The sequence below is a fragment of the Sphingomonas hengshuiensis genome, assembly GCF_000935025.1.
GTDB lineage: Bacteria > Pseudomonadota > Alphaproteobacteria > Sphingomonadales > Sphingomonadaceae > Sphingomonas > Sphingomonas hengshuiensis.
The window spans coordinates 5139335-5160309 of record NZ_CP010836.1 but is presented as its reverse complement, the minus strand read 5'-3'; the positions used below and the strand labels follow the sequence as shown (position 1 = coordinate 5160309).

At 67.8% G+C, this 20975-nt stretch carries 18 protein-coding genes; 4 read left to right on the top strand and 14 right to left on the bottom strand.

The genetic code is table 11. The features are described 5' to 3' along the window. Positions 1–42: 42 nt before the first annotated feature. The 6 genes from TS85_RS23565 to hisG all read right to left on the bottom strand — a co-directional run bounded on the left by TS85_RS23565 (position 43) and on the right by hisG (position 6127). A complete protein-coding gene (locus tag TS85_RS23565) occupies positions 43–2241 on the bottom strand; it encodes a sodium-translocating pyrophosphatase (RefSeq protein WP_044335528.1) in 2199 nt (732 codons plus the stop codon). Between the two features lie 115 nt (positions 2242–2356). After that, positions 2357–3211 carry a thiamine-phosphate kinase gene (thiL, locus tag TS85_RS23560; protein WP_044335527.1) on the bottom strand — a complete coding sequence of 285 codons (855 nt, stop codon included), beginning with the start codon at positions 3209–3211 and terminating at the stop codon, positions 2357–2359. Then, the gene (gene nusB, locus TS85_RS23555) at positions 3208–3669 is read right to left on the bottom strand and encodes a transcription antitermination factor NusB (RefSeq protein ID WP_044335525.1); all 462 of its coding nucleotides are present in this window, start codon (positions 3667–3669) and stop codon (positions 3208–3210) included. The genes thiL and nusB overlap by 4 nt, the downstream gene beginning before the upstream one ends. Next, positions 3662–4048 (bottom strand): hypothetical protein, encoded by a 387-nt coding sequence (locus TS85_RS24350; RefSeq protein ID WP_052508079.1) that lies wholly within the window; start codon positions 4046–4048, stop codon positions 3662–3664. The genes nusB and TS85_RS24350 overlap by 8 nt, the downstream gene beginning before the upstream one ends. After that, entirely contained in the window at positions 4048–5340 is a 1293-nt protein-coding gene (gene hisD / locus TS85_RS23545; RefSeq protein ID WP_044335524.1) for a histidinol dehydrogenase, read from the bottom strand. The genes TS85_RS24350 and hisD overlap by 1 nt, the downstream gene beginning before the upstream one ends. A gap of 136 nt (positions 5341–5476) precedes the next feature. Then, positions 5477–6127 (bottom strand): ATP phosphoribosyltransferase, encoded by a 651-nt coding sequence (gene hisG / locus TS85_RS23540; protein WP_044335521.1) that lies wholly within the window; start codon positions 6125–6127, stop codon positions 5477–5479. Between the two features lie 49 nt (positions 6128–6176). Here hisG and TS85_RS23535 point away from each other — a divergent pair, with 49 nt between their 5' ends. Then, entirely contained in the window at positions 6177–7259 is a 1083-nt protein-coding gene (locus tag TS85_RS23535; RefSeq protein ID WP_044335519.1) for a DUF2332 domain-containing protein, read from the top strand. A 7-nt stretch (positions 7260–7266) separates the two neighbouring features. Here the strand turns inward: TS85_RS23535 and TS85_RS23530 are convergent, their stop codons facing one another. The 4 genes from TS85_RS23530 to TS85_RS23515 form a co-directional block, all read right to left on the bottom strand. After that, the gene (locus tag TS85_RS23530; RefSeq protein WP_044335518.1) at positions 7267–8163 is read right to left on the bottom strand and encodes an alpha/beta fold hydrolase; all 897 of its coding nucleotides are present in this window, start codon (positions 8161–8163) and stop codon (positions 7267–7269) included. A gap of 112 nt (positions 8164–8275) precedes the next feature. After that, entirely contained in the window at positions 8276–9175 is a 900-nt protein-coding gene (locus TS85_RS23525) for a pirin family protein (protein ID WP_044335516.1), read from the bottom strand. Between the two features lie 238 nt (positions 9176–9413). Further along, positions 9414–9863 carry an NUDIX hydrolase gene (locus tag TS85_RS23520; protein WP_044335514.1) on the bottom strand — a complete coding sequence of 150 codons (450 nt, stop codon included), beginning with the start codon at positions 9861–9863 and terminating at the stop codon, positions 9414–9416. Beyond that, positions 9860–10144: a BolA family protein gene (locus TS85_RS23515; RefSeq protein ID WP_044335511.1), complete on the bottom strand. Its 285-nt coding sequence runs from the start codon at positions 10142–10144 to the stop codon at positions 9860–9862. Before TS85_RS23515 ends, TS85_RS23520 begins: the two co-directional genes overlap by 4 nt. Before the next feature lie 35 nt (positions 10145–10179). Between TS85_RS23515 and TS85_RS23510 the strand changes: the two genes are divergently transcribed. Beyond that, positions 10180–10797, top strand: coding sequence for a DnaJ domain-containing protein (locus tag TS85_RS23510; protein WP_227698601.1), 618 nt, complete (start codon positions 10180–10182; stop codon positions 10795–10797). Positions 10798–10940: 143 nt separating this feature from the next. Here the strand turns inward: TS85_RS23510 and TS85_RS23505 are convergent, their stop codons facing one another. Next, on the bottom strand, positions 10941–12671 hold the full coding sequence (locus TS85_RS23505; RefSeq protein WP_044335509.1) for a gamma-glutamyltransferase family protein: 1731 nt from the start codon (positions 12669–12671) through the stop codon (positions 10941–10943). Positions 12672–12875: 204 nt separating this feature from the next. On the opposite strand from TS85_RS23505, the gene TS85_RS23500 reads away from it, so the two are divergent. Next, the gene (locus tag TS85_RS23500; RefSeq protein WP_044335508.1) at positions 12876–14663 is read left to right on the top strand and encodes an AMP-dependent synthetase/ligase; all 1788 of its coding nucleotides are present in this window, start codon (positions 12876–12878) and stop codon (positions 14661–14663) included. Between the two features lie 60 nt (positions 14664–14723). Here TS85_RS23500 and TS85_RS24960 read toward each other — a convergent pair whose 3' ends face one another. Further along, a complete protein-coding gene (locus TS85_RS24960; protein ID WP_227698600.1) occupies positions 14724–15104 on the bottom strand; it encodes a DUF7668 domain-containing protein in 381 nt (126 codons plus the stop codon). Between the two features lie 314 nt (positions 15105–15418). On the opposite strand from TS85_RS24960, the gene TS85_RS23495 reads away from it, so the two are divergent. Next, the gene (locus tag TS85_RS23495; RefSeq protein ID WP_044330013.1) at positions 15419–16432 is read left to right on the top strand and encodes an IS110 family RNA-guided transposase; all 1014 of its coding nucleotides are present in this window, start codon (positions 15419–15421) and stop codon (positions 16430–16432) included. Between the two features lie 521 nt (positions 16433–16953). On the opposite strand, the gene TS85_RS23490 is transcribed toward TS85_RS23495, so the two are convergent. Next, positions 16954–17697 (bottom strand): dienelactone hydrolase family protein, encoded by a 744-nt coding sequence (locus TS85_RS23490; protein WP_044335506.1) that lies wholly within the window; start codon positions 17695–17697, stop codon positions 16954–16956. 327 nt (positions 17698–18024) lie between these two features. Next, positions 18025–20913, bottom strand: a complete 2889-nt coding sequence (locus TS85_RS23485) for a M16 family metallopeptidase (RefSeq protein ID WP_044335504.1) — start codon at positions 20911–20913, stop codon at positions 18025–18027. Positions 20914–20975 lie beyond the last annotated feature (62 nt).

Below are 20975 nucleotides of genomic sequence, written 5' to 3'. Positions count from 1 at the left end.
CCGGAGCACCTCCGGGCGGGCCATCAACCGTTCAGCCGAAGATCACCCCACGCCCTGCCCCGCCGCCAGCGCCGCGAGCAGCAGCAGGGCGACGATGTTGGTGATCTTGATCATCGGGTTCACCGCCGGGCCTGCCGTATCCTTGTACGGATCGCCGACCGTATCGCCGGTCACCGCCGCCTTGTGCGCCTCGCTGCCCTTGCCGCCATGGTTGCCGTCCTCGATATATTTCTTGGCATTGTCCCACGCGCCGCCGCCGCTGGTCATCGAGATCGCGACGAACAGCCCCGACACGATCACGCCGAGCAGCATCGCGCCCAGCGCCGCGAACCCCTCGGCCTGGCCCGCGACCGCGGTGATGATGAAATACACTGCGATCGGACTGAGCACCGGCAGCAGCGAGGGGATGATCATCTCCTTGATCGCCGCCTTGGTCACGATGTCCACCGTCCGGGCGTAATCTGGGCGGCTGGTGCCCGCCATGATGCCCGGATTGTCACGGAACTGCGCGCGCACATCCTCGACCACCGCGCCCGCCGCGCGGCCCACCGCAGTCATCCCGAACGCGCCGAACAGATAGGGCAGCAGCGCCCCCAGCAGCAGCCCGACGATGACGTACGGATTGCTCAGGCTGAAATCGACGCGGACGTCGGGGAAGAACTCCTTGAGGTCGGTCGTATAGGCGCCGAACAGCACAAGCGCCGCCAGTGCGGCGGAGCCGATCGCATAGCCCTTGGTCACTGCCTTGGTCGTGTTGCCCACCGCGTCGAGCGCGTCGGTGCGGTGCCGCACATCGTCGGGCAGCCCCGCCATCTCGGCGATGCCCCCGGCATTGTCGGTCACCGGGCCATAGGCGTCGAGCGCCACGACCATCCCCGCCAGCGCCAGCAGCGAGGTTGCCGCGAACGCCACGCCGATGATCCCGGCAATCTGGAACGACGCGATCACCGCGACGACGATCACCAGCGTCGGCAGCGCGGTCGATTCCAGGCTGATCGCAAGGCCCTGGATGACGTTGGTGCCGTGCCCGGTCTCGGATGCCTTGGCGATCGACTTGACCGGGCGGTAATTGGTGCCGGTATAATATTCGGTGATCCACACCAGTAGCCCAGTGACGACCAGCCCGATCATCATGCAGAAGAACAGGCTGTTGCCCGTGAACTCCGGCCCGGTCGCCAGCCCGATCGCCGCCTCGGCGGTAATCGCGCTCGACGATGCGTCGAGGAACGCGCCCGGATCGACGCCCAGCCCCGAAAGCGGCGCATTCATGTCGCCCAGCGCATATTGGGTGACGAAGTAAATCGCCGGAATCGACAGCAGCACCGTCGTCCACAGCCCCTTGTACAGCGCCCCCATGATCGACTGGCCCTTGCCCAGCCGCACCATATACGTGCCCGCGATCGAGGTCAGGATGCACACGCCCCCGACGATCAGCGGCAGCGCCATCAGCTTGAGCAGCAGCGCGTCGGGAAGCCCCTTCACCAGCAGCGCGATCGACACCATCGTCAGCCCCAGCGTGACGACATAGGTTTCGAACAGATCGGCGGCCATCCCAGCGCAATCGCCGACATTGTCGCCGACATTATCCGCGATCACGGCGGGGTTGCGGGGATCGTCCTCGGGGATGCCGGCTTCGACCTTGCCCACCAGATCGGCGCCGACATCGGCGGCCTTGGTGAAGATGCCGCCGCCCAGCCGCGCGAAGATCGAGATCAGCGACGCACCAAACGCCAGCGCGGTCAGCGCCGCGATCACCGGGCGGCCATTGGGCGCATAGTCCGCCTGCGCGACCAGATACCAGAACAGCACCGCGATCGACAGCAGCCCCAGCCCCGCCACGAGCATCCCCGTGATCGCGCCCGAACGGAACGCCAGCGTCAGCCCGCCTTGCAGGCTCGTCCGCGCGGCCTCCGCAGTGCGGACATTGGCGCGCACCGAAATGTTCATGCCGACGAACCCGGCGGCACCCGACAGCACCGATCCGATCAGGAACGATATGAGCGACAGCGGCGCCCCCATCTGGTCGATGAACACCCAGATCAGCACCGCCATGACCGCGCCGACAATCGCAATGGTCTGATATTGGCGGCCCAGATAGGCCTTGGCGCCTTCCTGTATCGCGGCGGCGATATCGCGCATCTTTTCATTACCGGCGGGCGCGCTAAGCACCTGCTGACTGGTCAGAAAACCATAAGCCACGGCAATCAGGCCGCAGACTATGGCGAGATAGACAATCGTCATCTGCTTCGGTCCTTCCCCTAGAACTTTCCGGCACCTGTCCGGTCTGTTGCCGGATCATGCTCTGTCTTGAGGTATAGGCCAGCAAGGAGCGAGCGCAAGCGGCGCCCGGCCGCGCTCAGCTATGCTCGTAGCCGAGCCGTTCCGGGGGGGAATTGCCGTCGATCAATAACGGTTCGGGACCGGCGGGGAGCATCGTCCCGATCCGCTTCGCCTCGACCGGCAGCGCCAGATCCGCCGGCGCCGCGAACAGCAGCTCGTAATCGTCGCCCCAGCTTGCCGCGGCCAGATAGCCCTCGGCCAGGATGCGCGGCGCGAACGGCACGTCGCCCAGCGTGATCGCCGCGGTACAGCCGCTCGCCACCGCCATCCGGCGCGCGTCGAGGAACAGCCCGTCGGATATGTCCATCATCGCATGGACCAAAGGCGCCAGCGCGCGGCCCTCGGCCAGCCGCGGCTTGGGGCGCAGATAGGCCCCCTCCAGCGTCCCGTGAAACCCCAGCATCGCCGCGCCGATCACGCCCGTGACGTACAGCGCATCGCCCGGCCGCGCGCCGCTGCGCCGGGGCACCGGCACGCTGGTCGCCCGCCCGATCGCGGTGCAGCCGAACGTCGCCGGGGCGCCGGTGGCAATCGTGTCCCCGCCCAGCAGCTTGACGCCATAGGTATCGAGCACTTCGCCCAGCCCCTCGACGAACCGCGCGCTCCCCGCGTCGAGTGTCGCCCCGATCAGCACCCCGATCGGCTCGGCGCCCTTGGCGGCCAGATCGGACAGGTTCACCGCGACCAGCTTCCACGCGATATCCGCCGGATCGGTCCCCGCGCGGTAATGCACGCCCTCGGCGATCACATCATGCGTGAGGATCAGCGACTCGCCGCCCACCTCCAGGATCGCCGCGTCGTCGAGCAGCCCCTCTGCCCCGCTGTGCAGCGGCAGGGTGCGGAGCGCCGCGATGAAATCGGCTTCGGTCAGCGCCGCACATCCTTGGCAATCGCGTCGAGCAGTCCGTTGGCGAACCCCTTTTCGCGGCGGTCATAGAATGCGTCGGTAACGTCGAGATACTCGCTGATCACAGCGCCCACCGGCACATCGGGCCGCGCGAGCAGCTCATAGGTGCCCGCACGCAGGATCTGGCGCATCGGCTTGTCGAGCCGGTCGAGCGTCCAGTCGGCGGCGAGCTTGGACGAAATCAGGCCGTCGATCTCGCCCCGGCGCGCATCGACGCCCTTCACGATGTCGTCGAAGAACGCCAGATCGGCCTCGGCATATTCGACATCGTCGATCGTCGCGCCCAGCCGGTGCTGATGGAATTCATGGAGCAGCGAGACGAGTTTCGTCCCCTCCATCTCCTGCTGGTACAGCGCCTGCACAGCGGCAAGCCGCGCGGCGGCGCGGGCCTGGGAACGGGATTTTGCAGTCGGGCTAGGCACGGGGCCAACTCCTTAAGGGGGGCCGGGCGGCATAGTCGACAGAAGCCGCATCGCCTTTCCGGATTTCAATGACATGCTCGGCACCAAAGGGGATTTCGGTGCCCAGCCAGAATTCGTCGTTCTCGTCGATGGACGGCTCGTTATCGAGCAGCCCGAAATAACCGCCCTCGGCATTCTCGCGCACGACCACCCACATGCGCTCGACGGCGGGCTCGTCGTCCTCCACCTGCACCACGAAGATCAGCTTTGCGAAGTCGCCCGGTCGGAGCGTGGTACGCACCGCCTCGTCGGCAATCGGGAAGCTCTCGGGGTGGAGCAGATGGCGTTCCAGCCCGCTTTCGAGGCACCAGCCGTCATCGTGCAGGTCTGGCGTGCGCATCACCCTTTGCCCAGCCGCAGCGCCACCGATTTGGCGTGCGCGGGCAGCCCCTCGGCATTCGCCAGGGCGACGGCGGCGGGGCCGATCGCGGCGAGGCCGGCGGGGTCGAGCGCGAGGAAGCTGGTGCGCTTCATGAAATCGAGCACCGACAGCCCCGACGCAAAACGCGCGCGGCGGCCGGTGGGCAGGACGTGGTTCGGCCCGGCGACATAATCGCCCACCGCTTCGGGCGTGTGGCGGCCGAGGAACACCGATCCGGCGTGGCGGACCTGCGCGAACAGCGCCTCGGCATCGTCGCACGCCAGCTCGAGATGCTCGGGCGCGAGCCGGTCGACCAGCGGGATCGCGTCGCTCAGGCTCGGCACCAGCACGATCGCGCCATTGGCGTCCCAGCTCGTCCGCGCGGTGGCGGCGGTGGCCAGCTGCGGGATCTGCGCCTCGACCGCGGCGGCGACGGCGTCGGCGAAGGCAGCATCGTCGGTGAACAGGATCGACTGGCTGGTCGGGTCATGCTCGGCCTGGCTGAGCAGGTCGGCGGCGATCCATTCGGGGTCGTTGCGGCCATCGGCGACGACGACGATCTCGGACGGTCCCGCGACCATGTCGATCCCGACCACGCCGTAGAGCTGGCGCTTGGCCTCGGCGACCCAGGCATTGCCGGGGCCGGTGACGACATCGACGGGCGCGATACGCTGCGTGCCATAGGCCAGCGCGGCGATCGCCTGCGCCCCGCCGACGCGCCACAATTCGTCGACGCCCGCGATATGCGCAGCGGCCAGCACCAGCGGATTGACCTCGCCATTGGGCGTCGGCGTCACCATCACCAGCCGCCGCACCCCCGCCGCCTTGGCCGGAATCGCGTTCATCAGCACCGAACTGGGATAGGCCGCGCGCCCGCCGGGGACATAGATGCCCGCCGCATCCACCGCGCTCCACCGCGCGCCCAGCCGAACGCCCTGCGCGTCGATCTCGTCGCGATCCTCGGGCCGCTGCTTGGCGTGATAGACCGCGATCCGCTCGGCCGCCAGCTCCAGCGCGGCGCGCAGATCGTCGGGCAGCCCTTCCCATGCCGCCAGGCACTCGGCGCGGTCGATCGCCCAGCCGGTCGTGTCCAGCTCATGCTTGTCGAACAGCCGGGTCAGGTCGGCCAGCGCCGCATCGCCCTCGTCGCGGACGCGGCGGATGATGTGCGTGACGTTGCGCGCGACATCGTCATCCGCCTCGCGGCGGGCGTTGACGAGCGCGGTGAAGGCGTCGGGGAAGCCGGGCGCGGTGGCATCGAGGCGGATCACATTCCCCTCCCGCTTGCGGGAGGGGTTAGGGGAGGGACTGACGTAGAGATGTAAGTACTCCCGCTAATTCCAGGCCCCCCCCCGACCCCTCCCGCAAGCGGAAGGGGAGCGCAGGTTGCGACGTTCGAAGACAAGCTCACGCCACAGCCCTCCGAAACCCATCCACCAGCGGCACGACCTGCCCCGCGCGCGTCTTGAACGCCGCGCGGTTGACGATCAGCCGCGACGTGACCTGCGCGATCACTTCGACTTCGACCAGCCCGTTCTCTTTCAGCGTCTTGCCCGACGACACCAGGTCCACGATCCGCGGCGCCAGCCCCAGCACCGGCGCCAGTTCCATCGCGCCGTTCAGCTTGACGCATTCGGCCTGCACCCCGCGCGCCTCGAAATGCGCGCGGGTGATGTGCGGATATTTGGTCGCGATGCGGACATGGCTCCACCCGCGCGGATCGTCGCGCTCGGCGAGGTCGGCGGGCTCCGCCACCGAGATTCGGCAATGCCCGATCCCCAGGTCGACCGGCGCGTACAGCTCCGAATAGTCGAATTCCGCCAGCACGTCCGACCCGACAATGCCCAACTGCGCGGCGCCATGCGCGACAAAGGTCGCGACGTCGAACGCGCGCACCCGGATCAGGTCGATCGCCGGGCTGTTGGTGTGAAAGCGCAGCGCGCGCGACGCGGGGTCCGAAAACGCGGCTTCGGGGACGATGCCGACGCGCGCGAGCAGCGGCAACGCCTCGTCGAGGATCCGGCCCTTGGGCACGGCAAGGATGAGCGGTTCTTGCATGGGAAGGCGGGCCTTTACTTGGGGGCGGCGGCGGGCGCAACAACCCCCCATGGCGAATGAACAGAGTAACCGCGACGCTTTCCGCATCCAGGCGGGCTATTGCGCCGCGATGGCGGCGCCCGTCACCGCGCGAGTCTGCACGGCGCTGGCGGTCGCGCTGGACCGCGACAGCGCAACCGGGCGCCGCGTGCTCGACTGGCCCGGCGCGCCGGAGGCCGATGCGCTCGCGCTGCGGCTGGTCGGCGGGCTGCACGCGCTCCACCGGCGCGGGGTGGCGGCGCTGGCGCCGGTGTTCACCGGGCAGGAGACCGATCCCGACTCGGTCGCCGCGATCCTGCGCGCGGTGCTGGTCGCGCACGACGCGGCGCTGCTTCCCTGGCTCGACGGCCCGCCCCAGACCAACGAGGCAGGGCGATCGGCGGGGTTGATGACCGGCATCCTCCACTTGGCTGCGCGCTACGGCCCGCGCATCGAAGTGTTGGAGATCGGGTCGAGCGCCGGCCTCAACCTGTTGATTAACAGATATAGTTTCAATCTCGGCGGCATCCCCGCCGGCCCCGCCGACTCTCCGCTCACGATCGCCCCCGACTGGCGCGGCCCGCCGCCCCCCGCCGTCCCGGTCGAGATCGTCTCGACACGCGGCGTCGACATCCAGCCGCTCGACCTGTCCGACCCCCATAATGCCGAGCGACTCCAGGCCTATTGCTGGGTCGACGCGCCCGATCGCCAGGCGCGGCTATGGGCAACGATCGCCATGTTCCGCGCGCACGGCGTGGCGCTCGAACAGGGCGACGCCGCCGACTGGATCGAGGCGCGGCTCGCCGAGCCCCAGGCCGCGGGGGTGACGCGCGTTCTGATGCACTCGGTCGTCTGGCAATATCTGCCCGAGCCGACGCAGCACCGGATCGCCGACGCGATGCAGGCGGCGGGCGCCCGCGCGACCCCCGAACGCCCGCTCGGCTGGGTGATGATGGAGCCCAATCGCGACCTGCACCGCCACGAGGTGCGCGTCCGCGGCTGGCCGGGCGAGGTGCCAATGCAGCTTGTCGCACTCACCCACGCGCATGGCGCCTGGGTCGAGGGACTCGCGCCGCCCTATGAAACCCGCCCCTATGTGATGCGCAGCTACTGAGCCCTTTTCACACAGCGGTGCGCCGCCCGAGCCAATGGACCAGCGCGGCAGTGACCTGCTCGTGCTTTTCCCACGGGATGAAATGCCCGCCATCCTCGATCCGGACCAGCGTATAGTCCGGGATCAGCTGGTCCAGCCCGTCGAGCAGGCAGGGCAGCAGCCCGGTGTCGCGCAGGCCCCATATCACCAGCGTCGGCTGCGGCTGGAGCGGGAACGGGCCGTCGATCCAGGCCGGGCGCTCGACATCCTCGTCCATCCCCGGCACGATCATGCTGGTCGCGCGATACCAGTTGAGCATCGCGGTCATCGCGCCCGGCTGCCCCCAGTCGACCAGATATTGCGCCTTGTCCTCGTCCGAGACGGTCGCGGCGAGATGCTGGACGAACAGCGACGAGAAGAATCGCTCCAGCGCCGCCCCGGTCACCCCCTTGTCGAAATCGGTCTCGCGGAAATAGCGGACATATTGGCTCGCCTTGCGCTGCTCCGGATCGTCGAACAGCTTGCGCTGGAAGATCTGCGGATGCGGCGCGTTCAGGATGACGAGCTGGGTGACCCGCTTGGGATGCTGGAGCCCCGCCATCCACGCAATCGCCCCGCCCCAGTCATGGCCGACCAGCGTGAAGCTCTCGATCCCGAAATGGTCGGCCAGCGCCATCAGGTCGGCGACCGGCTTGTCGGGGCTGTAATTCTCAACCCCCTCGGGCTTCGACGAGCGCGCATAGCCGCGCTGGTCGGGCGCGATCACGAAATGGGTCTTGGCCAGCACCGGGATCTGGTGCCGCCAGGTGTGGTGCGATTCGGGAAATCCGTGCAGCAGGAAGATCGGCGGATTGGCCGGGTCGCCCGCGACCGCAACATCCAGCTCGACTCCGGTCGACAGCGCGACCCGTTCCAGAGCGACCATAAGCAAACTCTCCCGGTTCGATCGCGGAGCCGCCCAGCCCTGGTCGGGCGGACCCGCGTCGTTCAGGAATCATGCGCCTTGCAGCGGGCGGCTGCAAGCCGGTCGCGTAACCTCATGGATAGCTTACGGTCTTCGGCACCGCCGGGATCGGGATGAACTCCAGCGCGTCGCCGGGCACCTTGGGAAAGCTGCCCGCCTGCCAATCCTCCTTGGCCTGGTTGATCCGGTCGCGGCGCGACGAGACGAAATTCCACCACACATGCCGCGGCGTCGTGAACGCCTCGCCGCCGCACAGCATCACCCGCGCGCCGCGCTCCGAACGCAGCGCCGCGTGGGTGCCGGGGCGCAGGACATAGAGCGTCATCGGCAACAGCGGCATCCCGTCCAGGCTCGCCTCGCCCATCGAGACATAGAGCGCGCGCTCGTCGGCGGCGGCATCGATCGGGATGCTGCTGCCGGGCTCCAGCGCGATGTCGGCATAGATGGTCTGGGCATAGGTCGTGGTCGGCGCCGACGCCCCCCATAGCTCGCCCATGATGATGCGCGCGGTCGCGCCGCCCGCCTCGATCACCGGCAGCTCGGCGGCGGCGACATGCTCGAACGCGGGATCGCGCTCCTCGTCCGCCTCGGGCAGCGCCAGCCAGGTCTGGATGCCCGACAGCTCGGGGCCCTTTTCGCGCTCGGCGCTGGGCGAGCGCTCCGAATGGACGATGCCATGCCCCGCGGTCATCAGGTTCACCGCGCCCGGCTCGATCGTCGCAAAGGTGCCCAGCGAATCGCGATGGTCGATCGCCCCGGCATAGAGATAGGTGACCGTCGCCAGGTTGATATGCGGATGCGGGCGCACGTCGATCCCGGTGCCGACATCCAGATGCGCCGGCCCCATCTGGTCGAAAAAGATGAACGGCCCCACCATCGTCCGCGGGCGCGAGGGCAAGGTGCGATGGACCTTGAACCCGCCCAGATCGTGGCTGGTCGGTTCGATAGTGTGGATGATCAGGTCTTCGCGCATCGGGCGTCTCCTATGGATAGCCCCGAACTAGCGGCTGGCGGGCCATGCGCCCAGTCAGACAAGGGTTTAATCGGCGGAACGCAGCGTTTCCGGGGCGGGGCCGTTTGGAAATGCGCCGTGGCGCATTTCGCGGCACCAGCCCGCTCCCCCGCCCGGCCACCCGACGACAGTATTTCTAGGGGTGGCCGGGCGGGGGAGCGGGCTGGTGCCGCCCTGAAATTCGCTCTTTCGCGAATTTTCAAACAGAGCCTTGCGCCACGTCGATCATCTCGATCAGGTCCTCGGGAAAGATCGGCTCGTCATGCGCGGCGATCTCGGCGCGGGTGAACCAGCGCCAGCTCCGCATCACGCGCTGCTCCAGCGCAGTATGCCCGCCGGTATCGATCGCCCCGGCATCGGTGCGGACCAGGAAATAGCGTTCGTCGGCATCCACCGGCACGCCCTCGATCGTCGTGAACTGGACGAAGCGCTGCGCGACCTCGGCGCCGGGCTCGGCATCGATTCCGGTCTCTTCGCGCAATTCGCGCCGCGCTGCCTGCGCATAGCTTTCGCCCGGATCGACGGCCCCGCCCGGCGTGCACCAGAAGGGCGGCCGGTCGGCGGGGTCGAAGCGGAACAGCAGCACCCGGTCGCCCGCGTCGAGCAACAGGATGCGCGCCGCGGGGCGCGCAGCACGCGGGGCGGTCATTCGCCCGGCGCGCGCGCCTGGATCGCCAGCGCGTGGATGCGCGTCGCGAGCAGATCGGCCAGCGCCGCATTGACCAGCCGCTGCCGCGCGAGTCGCGACAGCCCGGCAAAGGCGGGGCTCTCCACGCTCACGCTGAAATGCGATTCACCGCTGCCGTCGTCGCCCATATGGCCGCCATGCTGCGCCGAATCGTTGCTGACATGGAGCCGCGTCGGGTGGAGCGCCTCCTTGAGGCGGGCTGCGATGACTTCGGCGAGCGGGGCGGTGGCGGAGGCGGTCATGCCGACTATATATGCGGTTTGTCCGAGAGAGTCGCGTGCCTGCCAGCAATCCCCGCAAAGATCGTCCCACCGCCCGCTTCCACGGTCGCGTCGAAGCGCAGGGACGGGTCTGCGCGCATCCCGGCTGCGCCGAGCCGGGCGAGTTCCGCGCGCCCCCGCTGGAAGGGTCCGGCCACACCGCCGACGGCCCGCCGCAATTCCGCTGGCTGTGCCTCGATCATGTCCGCGAATTCAATTCGGGGTATAATTTCTTCCAGGGGATGAGCCCCGAGGAGATCCACGATGCCCAGCGCCCCTATGCCGGGTGGGAGCGCGAGACGCGGGCGTTCAACGCCACCGGCGGCGCCGATCGCCCGCCGCGCTGGGCCGATTTCTCCGATCCGCTCGACGCGATCGGCGCGCGCTTCCGCACCCGGATGCAGGACGAGGCAGCACGCAGCGACGGCAAGCCGCTGTCAGGCCGCGACCGCGAGGCGCTGCGCACGCTCCAGCTCGGCACCGACGCCGATCGCACCGCGTTGCGCAAGCGCTATTCCGAACTCGTCCGCCGCTACCACCCCGACCGCAACGGCGGCGACCGCAGCCACGAAAGCGCGCTGCAAAAGGTGATCGAGGCATACCAGCAGCTCAAGGGCTCCCCGGCGTTTGCGTGAGGGGACTGCCCTTTGATCTGGCGCTCCCCTCCCGCTTGCGGGAGGGGTCGGGGGAGGGCCTGAAGTAGCAGAAGCGCTGCACACGTGCAGCCCTCCCCTAGCCCCTCCCGCTTGCGGGAGGGGAACCAAGAAGAAGAACCCCCCTACCGCCCCACCGGCGCCGCCTCCACCAGCGCGCGCCCCTCGCGCCGCGGGTCATACCCCCCGTCGATCCGGCCATCGCGCACGATCACCCCCTGAAGCCCCGAATCCTCGCCCTGTCCGGGCCGCAGCGTCACCCCGCGCTCAGCCAGCCCGGCGAGAATAGCGGGCGAAAACTTGGTCACCTCGCCGTTGAAGCTCTCCCCGCGCGCGACGAGGTTGGGCAGCGCCAGCGCGTCCTGCATCGGCAGCCCCCAATCGACTGCACCGACCAGCGACTTGGCAACATAGGGCAGGATCGCATTGCCCCCCGCCGACCCCAGCGCCCCGGCAAAGCGCCGCTCGCCGTCCAGCAGGATCAGCGGCGTCATCGACGAGCGCGGACGCTTGCCCGGCGCGGGGGCGTTGACCGACAGCCGCCCCTGCGCGTCGCGCGGCTGGAGCGAGAAATCGGTCATCTGGTTGTTGAGGAAGAACCCATCGACCATCCGCCCCGACCCGAAGATCGACTCAACGGTGGTGGTCATCGACACGACATTGCCCTTCGCGTCGCCGACGATGAAGTGCGACGTGCCCATCGGCTCCAGCGTCCGGTCGCGCCCCGCGACCACTGCGCCCTCGGGCGTGCCCGCCACGGGCGCCGGCCCGGCAACCGCACCGATCAGCTTCGCACGCTCGCCGATATAGGCCGGGGCGAGCATCCCCGCGACTGGCACCTTGGCGAAGGCCGGATCGCCGACATAGCGATCGCGGTCCGCATACATCACCCGGCTGGCCTCGGCGAAGAGGAACCATGCCTGCGGATCGGTCGGCCCGCGCGCGGCGATGTCGGTGCGCTCCAGCAGCGCCATCAGCTGCAACAGCCCCACGCCGCTGGACGGCGGCGGCGGGGTGCAGACCAGATAGGTGCGATAGCTCCCGCACAGCGCCTCGCGCTTGACCGGGCGATAGGCCGCCAGATCGGCCATCGTCATCGTCCCGCCCAGCGGCGCCGCGTTGGTCCGCGCCACGATCCGCTGCGCAGTCGGCCCGGCGTACAGCGCCGCCACGCCCTCGCTCGCCAGCCGCTTGAGGAACGCGGCATAGGCCGGGTTGCGCAGCACGTCGCCGGTCTTCATCCGGCTGCCATCGGCATTGGTGAAATAGGCGACCGCGTCGGGCGCGCTGTTCTGTGGGAATCGCCCGGTCAGGAACCGCCCCAGCCGCGGCGAGATCGCAAAGCCCTGTTCGGCGACGCGCTCGGCATCGCCGAACAGCGTGCGCCACGCCAGCGCACCATGCTCGCGATGCGCCAGATCGAGCATCTTGACCGCGCCCGGCACCCCCGTCGCACGCCCGCTCACCACGGCGTCGAAGAACGACAGCGCCTTGCCGTCGGCGCCCAGGAACATCCCTTCGGACGCTCCCGCCGGCGCAGTCTCGCGCCCGTCATAGACCGACACCTTGCGCGTGCTCGCCTCATAATAGGTCATGAACGCGCCGCCCCCGACGCCCGAGCTTTGCGGCTCGACCAGCGAGAGCATCGCCTGCACCGCCACCGCCGCATCGACCGCGCTCCCCCCGCGCCGCAACACCGCCATCCCCGCTTCCGCCGCCAGCGGATTGGCCGCCGCGACGAAGATCTGCGGCACCCGCGCGCTCGGGGGCGCCTCGGCGACCGGGGCCTGCGTCGCGGTGCAGGCGGCCAATGCGAACGCGGCGAACGCCACCGCGGCTTTGCGGATCAACTGCATCGATGCTCCCGGAAGCGAGAATGCCCCTGCGCTTATCTCTCTCGCTATGTGTCTGAACCCGTGTCGTGCGCAACGGCGTTCGAGGGATAGCGCAAAGTCCGCCACGCCGTCCACGTCGACATCGCGGTGGACGCGCTCTAGGATGTTGCAATCGTGCAACGCTCCCGCCCACAAGGGGGCGTGTACGGCGAGAGAGGGACCGCAATGAGCCGAACGCTCGAACGTTTCGACAATCTGGTACAGATGTTCTTCACCCGCGCCGCGGAAAAGGGCGACGCGCCGTTCCTGTGGCGCAAGGCTGCGGGCACATGGCACCCCACGAGCTGGGCCGAGGCCGCGCGCCAGGTCGCCAGCCTCGCCACTGCGCTCCAGGCGCTCGGGCTGCGGCCCGGCGACCGCGTGATGCTGGTGTGCGAGAACCGCCCCGAATTCTGCATCACCGACCTTGCGATCATGGCGGCGGGCTGCGTGACCGTCCCCACCTACACCACCAACACCGAACGCGATCACCAGCATATCATCGAGAATTCGGGCGCCTGCGCGATCGTGGTGTCCAACGCCAGGCTCGCGCGCACGCTGCTCCCCGCCGCGATCCGCGCCTCCTCGGCGCGCATCGTCATAGGGATCGACGACGTCAACGTCGCGCAACAGGGCAGCCTGGAGTTCCATGACTGGCGCGCGCTGATCGCCCGCCACGATACGCCGCCCGCGACGATGGCCGCACTCGCGACCTTCGGGCGCGACGAGCTGGCGTGCATCATCTACACCAGCGGCACCGGCGGAAGCCCGCGCGGCGTGATGCAGCATCACGGCGCGATCCTCCACAATGTCGCGGGCTGCTGCACGATCATCTCGGAGGATTTCGGCTGGGAGGATGAAATATTCCTGTCCTTCCTCCCGCTCAGCCACGCCTATGAACATACCGGCGGCCAATATTTCCCGGTCGCGCTGGGCGGGCAGATCTATTATTCCGAAGGGCTCGAAAAGCTCGCCTCGAATATCGAGGAGGTCCGCCCGACGCTCATGGTCGTCGTCCCCCGCCTGTTCGAGGTCCTGCGCACCCGCATCACCAAGCAGGTCGAGAAACAAGGGCGCTTCCCCCAGTACCTGCTCGAAAAGGCCGTCGACCTGGGCAGCCGCCGCGCGGCGGGCAAGGCGACGCTGCTCGACAAGCCGATGGACCTGTTCCTCGGCGCGACGCTGCGGCCCAAGCTCGCGAAGCGCTTCGGCGGGCGGATCAAGGCGATGGTCTCAGGCGGCGCGCCGCTCAACCCCGAAGTCGGCATCTTCTTCCAGTCGCTCGGCATCACCTTCCTGCAAGGCTATGGCCAGACCGAGGCGGCGCCCGTCATCTCGTGCAACCGGCCCAAGGCGGGGCTCAAGATGGACACGGTCGGCCCGCCCCTCCCCGATGTCGAGGTCCGCATCGCCGCGGACGGCGAGATACTGGTGCGCGGCGAGCTGGTGATGCACGGCTATTGGCGCAACGACGAGGAGACCGCGCGCGTCCTCAAGGACGGCTGGCTCCACACCGGCGACATCGGGCTGATCGACGACAAGGGCCGCATCAAGATCACCGATCGCAAGAAGGATATCATCGTCAACGACAAGGGCGACAATGTCGCCCCGCAAAAGGTCGAGGGCATGCTGACGCTCCAGCCGGAGATCGCGCAGGCAATGATCGCGGGCGACAAGAAACCCTATATGACCGCCGTCATCGTCCCCGACACCGACTGGACGCAGGAATGGTGCGCCCGCTCCGGCACCCGCTGCGACTTCCGCTCGCTGGCGATGGACCCCGACTATAAGGCCTCGGTCGCCGCCGCGGTGGAACGGGTGAACCGCGACCTGTCGGTGACGGAGCGCGTGCGCAAGTTCATCCTGGCGGACGGCCCGTTCACGATCGAGAACGAGCAGCTGACGCCAAGCCTGAAGATCCGGCGGCATGTATTGCGGGAGGCCTATGGGGCAAGGCTCGACGCGCTGTATTGAGGGAGGCGGCGGCGGGAAGTGGTGGAAAGCGGTCATTGCCAAATGCGACGTTGGCCCGCGCTATGGCACATAAACGAAGTGCACTTTGAAATCGAAACCGCCAACTCGCTCGAAAACGTGAACATGCAAAACCAGGTCACTACATCCCTCCTCGACGGTGAATAAGTCTACCAGCACTTCCCAATATTCGAGTTGCCACTGGCAGACCGAGGTTTCCCAACTAGCGTCTGGGAGCGAGGTCAGTGTGCAGCCATAGTCATTGATATTTTGAACAATTCCAGCCGCCGTGGTATCGTCCAGCTGATCGACATCGGCGAGGCCAAGTAGGTTGAAGTTGCCATCTTTGAGCGCCTCCGCGATGTCCCGAAGCTTACTTCTCCATACTGACGGAACAGGATGCTCCTGCTCTTCGTCGTTCAGAATTGGAACTGGTGTACTCACAAGCCTGCGCTCCGAAATTGGCAACCGTTGCCGGTAACGAGGAAGGTTCGCACCATTCCAGACTGGCGGCAATCGGGCGATAGTGTTGAAAAACTCCTCGTCGGCCGATCACAGGACTTGGTGCTGAAATATCGATGCTATAGATGGCTGCCATTTGCAGTTTAACGCCTCTTTCGGCAGCGTTCACGAACTCATGTTGCCTAACATCGCTGTGGGTCGGCCGCTTACGGAGTTTTTCAACATTGGGTAATGGTCTGGCTGCTCTTCGATGGAGACCGATAGGATCGGCTCCGATGTAGAAGAGGAGAACGACCATGGATTACTATGCTGGCTTGGACGTGTCGCTGGAGAAGACGCACATCTGCGTCCTTGATCGTGACGGCACGGTGATACACGAGGTGACGGCGTCGTCATCAGCGGAGGCGATCTCGGCGGCCCTGGCCAAGGCCCCGGCGTGTACGCGTGTGGTGTTCGAGACGGGCCGCATGGCACCGATGCTCTACCATGGCTTGGCCGAACTGGGCGTGCCGGTTGTCTGCGTCGAGAGCCGGCAGGCATATCAGGCGCTGAAGACGCTGGCGACACACAAGACTGACCGCAATGATGCGCGTGGGCTGGCTCAGTTGGCGAGGACGGGCTTCTTTAAGCCCGTGCACGTGAAGTCGCTACCGGCACATGCGGTGCGCGCGCTGATCATCGCGCGCAAGAAGCTGGTCGGCCAGCGCGTCACGCTCGAGAACCAGATCCGTGGCCTCGCGGTCGTGTTCGGCGTCCGGTTGCCGCGTGGCCTCAGCCCCGCGTTCGTAGACCAGGTGATCGCCATGAGCGAAGGCATTGCGGGCCTGTCAGGCGCCATGCGAGGGCTCGTGGCGGCACGCCATGCCGTACTCGGCGCGATCGCGGCCATCGACGCCGACATGAAGAAGCTGGTTCGCGCGTCCGATGCGTGCCGCCGGCTGATGACCATCCCTGGCGTTGGGCAACTGACCGCGCTGGCGTTCACCGCCGCCATCGACGATCCGGGCCGCTTCCGCCGCTCGCGTGATCTCGGTGCCTATCTCGGACTGGTGCCGCGGCGCTACCAGTCGGGCGAGATCGACTATGTCGGCGGGATCTCCAAAGTTGGCGACCGACGCGTTCGAACCCTGCTCTATGAGTCGGCCAACGTCATGCTCACCCGCTACAAGGGCGATCTGAAGCTGAAGGACTGGGCGCTCGCCATCGCCAGGCGCTCGACCATGCGCAAGGCGCGGATCGCGCTCGCCCGACGCCTCGCCATCATCATGCACTCCATGCTCCGACACGGCACCGACTTCCGACCGGCCTAATCTCCGCCGACCAAGAGACAGGAGGCCGCACCGAGCTCCCGAGCGGGAGCAACGCCCGAGGGAGGGAGCAAATGATGGCGCCGATTCTGTAGCATGCGGCCGACCCGTCGACCGACTGCGCTTTCAACCAAGCCACGTTGCACCCAGCTGACCCCATCAAGTGCCGATATCGAGCACGCAGAGAACGCAGGCACCCAAAGGCACCCAATCCGCTCAGGACCGAGCAGCCAGACCTTGCCCTATTAGAGAACAGAATCGGGCGGGAGTTGTCGTTACGAAAATCCTCACCCGCCAGGGGGAGGTGGCGCCGAAGGCGCCGGAGGGGGAGGACGCACACACGGGGCGATATGCTTCCGCCCCCACCGTCAGGCTGCGCCTGCCACCTCCCCCTGGCGGGTGAGGATTGGAAAGACCGCTTGTGGGGCGATTCGAGCCTCACCAGCACCGCCCCATGACTAAGGAAACCCGGCGCTCGTCAGAACCCGCCTTTCGCGCCGCGATGCCGCTGCCATCGAACCCCCTCACCCCAACACCCGCCGGTAAAACCCCAGCGTAAGCGCCATCGCCTCCAGGAACAGCGCGGGGTCATAGCGCGGCCCCTCGTCGCGCAGAAAGGCGTGCTGGGCGTTCATCTCGTGCCAGGCATAGGACACGCCGGTCTCCTCCAGCCGCGCGCGGATCGCTTCGCGTCCGGCAAAGGGGATGTGCGGGTCCTGCCGGCCCCAGACGAACAGCATCTCCGCGTTCAGCTCGGCCATCCGCGCCATGCTGTCGTCGCAGCGGCCCTCGCCCAGCGTGCTCGAATGGATGTCGGTCGGGTAGAAGCACGCCGCCGCCGCCACGCGCGGGTCGAGCGCGGCGCGGTAGGCCAGATGCCCGCCCAGGCAGACTCCGAACGTCCCCAGCCGCCCGTTACACGCCGGATGTTCGGCCAGCGCGGTCAGCCCCGCCGCCGCATCGGCATCATAAGCCGCGACCGGCTTGGTAACCTTCAGCGCGTTGCCGCGATCGGTGCCCGCGGGATCATAGGCCAGAACCGTGCCCGCGGGCTCGTACTCATGATAGACCTCGGGCACCGCGACGATATAGCCATTGCCCGCGATCATCGCCGCCAGCCGCCGGATGGGCGCAGTGACCTGATAGATTTCGGAAAACAGCAGCACGCCGGGAAACCGCCCCTCGATCGCGGGCCGGAACAGATGCATCCGCATCGCCCCGCCGCCGGGCACGTCCACGTCCAGGATTTCGTCGCTGCGCAGGATCATCCGGGGTTCCTTGGGAGACCGGCCTTAAACGCCGGTGCCATAACGCTCCAGTTGCAGGTGAACGACGCCCCGCGTCGTTCAGATCAGGCCGGGGGCCTGATCGACCTGCAACTCGCTTGCGGGAGGGGGATTAAGAAGCCTCCCTGTTTCTTAGCCTTCTCCAGAGGGAGAAGGATAGCGCAGCTTGGCAGCGCGCTGCCTAGCGGAGCTTGGATGAGGGGATGCGCTCTCGAGTGGGTGATCCCCTCACCCAGCTCCGACTAAGCCTTCGCTTTCAGCGAAGACCAAGTCTGCGCAACCCTCTCCCGACGGGAGAGGGAAAGAGGCCTATTTCGCGTCCTTCTCCGGCACCACCGCCAGCGTCCAGTCCTTGTCGGGCCGCAGATATTTCGCCGCCAGCGCCTGCAGCTCCAGCGGCGTCACGCGGGTATAGTCGATCGCCAGCGTATCCACCGCCGCCAGGATCGCGGGGTCCTGGCTGCCGCCTTCGACCAGCCGCATCCAGAACATGTTGCCGCTCGACTGGCGGAGGATCTGTTGCTTGAGCGGAGTCAGCGCGCGGTTGAGTTCGTCGAGGTCGATCGGCTTGGCGACCAGATCGGCGGCAATCGCGCGCGACAGTTCGAAGAAGAACGCCGTCTTGTCGGGCGGGACCAGCCCCAGCGCGATCATCTTGCCGCCGCTCTGCATCCCCGTCGGCCACTGGCTGGCGACGTTGGGCGAATAGCTCACCCCCGCCTGGCTGCGCAGCTGGTCGATCATCCGGTCGCGGAACACCGCCGCCAGCACTTCGAGCTTGCGACTCTCGGCGATGCCCGCGGTGCCGCCGCCGGTGGGCCAGGCGATCACTGCCGCCGCCTGGTCGGGCTTGCCGGTGTGGGTGCGCACCACCGGCGTATCGCGATGCGCGGGGAACGGCGCTTCGGGCGTCAGCGTGGGCGGAGCCTTGCGCGGCTTGAGCGCGCCGAACGTCTCGCCCACGGCCTTCACGGTCGCCTCGGCATCCATGTCGCCGAACACTTCGACTTCGATCGGCCCGGTCGCCAGCAGCGGCTCCCACAGCTTGCGGAACGCCGCCGGGGTGATCGATTCGATCGTCTTGCGATCGGGGATGCCGAAACGCGGATCGCCCGAATGGAGCAGCTTTTCCAGGTCGCGCGACAGCACCGCGTCGGGCGATGCCGACAACCCGGCATAGCCCGACAGGATGCCCGCTCGCGCGCGCAGCACCGGGTTCGGGTCCCATGCCGGCGCCGCCAGCTTGGTCGCGAACAGCCGGAGCTGGTCGTTCAGATCGGCCTTGTTGGTCTGGCCGTTCAGCGTGAACGCATTGTCGTCGGTGCCGAAGTTGAAGCCGATCTGGCGATTGCCGGTCAGCGCGTCCAGCTCCTCCTGCCCGAACGGGCCGACGCCGCTCGCCGCCAGCGCCATGTCCGCCGCCCAGGCGGGCGACGGCTTGGCGGGAAGCGCGTTGAGCCCGCGCCCGAAGCGGACATTGACATAGACCTTGCCGACTTCGGACGAATCGGAACGCATCAACAGCGTCACGCCGTTCGAATAGACGACCTTCTCGATGCCGGTATCCGCCACCGCGGGCGCACGGCTCACCACCGTCGCCGGCTTGCCCAGCCTGGGGAGCTGGTCGAAGCTGACATTGCCCAGCGCCTTGCGCTTGCCGCTCGCGACGACATCGGTCTGGAGCGCCGCCGTGACCCTGGTCACCAGCTGGGGATCGGGGGTGTGGGTGTTGACCAAAGCGCGCGTCGCGGTGCCCTGGAACACGCGCTTCGATGCTTCCTGCACCGTTTCGGGGGTGAACATCTTGGCCGCGATCGCGCCCTTGAAGATGTCGTAGCTGGCCTCGGGCGTCGTCACCGTCTCGTTGATGTCGACGGCCTGGATCAGCTCGTCGGACAGGCTCGCGCCCGATTCGACCGCAGCGGTATTGATCCGCTGTTCCATCTGCGCGCGGATTTCGGCGAGTTCGCGGTCGATCTCGGCCTGAGTCGGCGGCGCGGCCTGCGCGTCGGCGATCACCCCGCGCACGTCGCGCAGCGCGGTTTCCCAATCCTCGCCGGTCGGCAGCACCTGCACCGTGGTCACATTCGCCGATCGCGCGATGTCGCTCAGATCGGCGCCCGCCGCGAGGAACGATCCGCCCGATCGCGCCCGCGATTCGAGCCGGCGGTTGATGATGCGGATCGCGACCATGTCGACCATCCGCTTCTGGTTGAAGATCACCGTGTCGGCAAAGACCGTCCAGGGGCGCACGATCGCCATCATCGCCATCGGCTGCATCGCCGATTCGACCAGGCTCGCGGCAACCGGGTGATCGGCCGAGGGCTCACCGAACTTCGGAGTCTCGGGCGCGGGGCCGGTGCCCTTCCAGTCGGAGAAATATTTGGCGACCAGCGCCTCCATCTGCGCGGGCTCGGCGTCGCCGATCACGATCACGACGGCACGCTCGGGGCGATACCAGCGATCGTGGAAGGCCTGCACGCTCTCGGGCGTCGCGGCGAGCAGCGTCTCGGTCGTGCCGATCGGCTCGCGCTCGGCCAGCGGCTGGCCCGCGAACATCAGGTCGAACAGCGCCTGCTGCATCCGCACCTGCGGCCCCGGCTGCTCGCGCTGTTCGGCGAGCACCACCGGGCGCTCGGCGGTCAGCGCCTGCTGGGTGATCGCCGGGCCGCTCATCATCCCCGCGAGGATCTTGAAGCTCTCGTCCAGCCCCGTCGGCGTCGCCATCGGCAAGTCGAGCTTGTAGACGGTCTGGGTAAAGGTCGTGCTGGCGTTGCTGTCGCTGCCGAAGGTGACGCCCAGCCGCTGCCAGATGCGCTTCGACTCGCCGTCGGGCACGTGGACCGATCCGCGGAAGCTGAGATGCTCGAGCAGATGCGCGAAGCCGCGCTCGCTGTCCTTCTCCATCAGCGAACCCGCATCGATCCGCACGCGCACCGACACCTGCCCCGGCGGCACGCCGTTCCTGCGCACCGCATAGCGCACCCCGTTGGGCAGCCGCCCGAACGTCCACGCATCGTCATGGACGAGGTCGCTGCCCTTGTAGAGCCAGGGATCGTCGGCGGTCTGCACCGGGCGCGGGCCGGAGGGCGCCGGAGTCGGGGCGGGAGCAGCGGTCTGCGCCTGGACCGGCAGTGCCGGCGAGAGGGTGACGAGCGCGAGCGAGGCGAAGAGCGGGAACCGCAAGGTACGAAGCATGGACACTCATCTAATGGCGATCCGCCCGGCATGCCAGCGCGTACCTTTCGCGCAGGTGTACG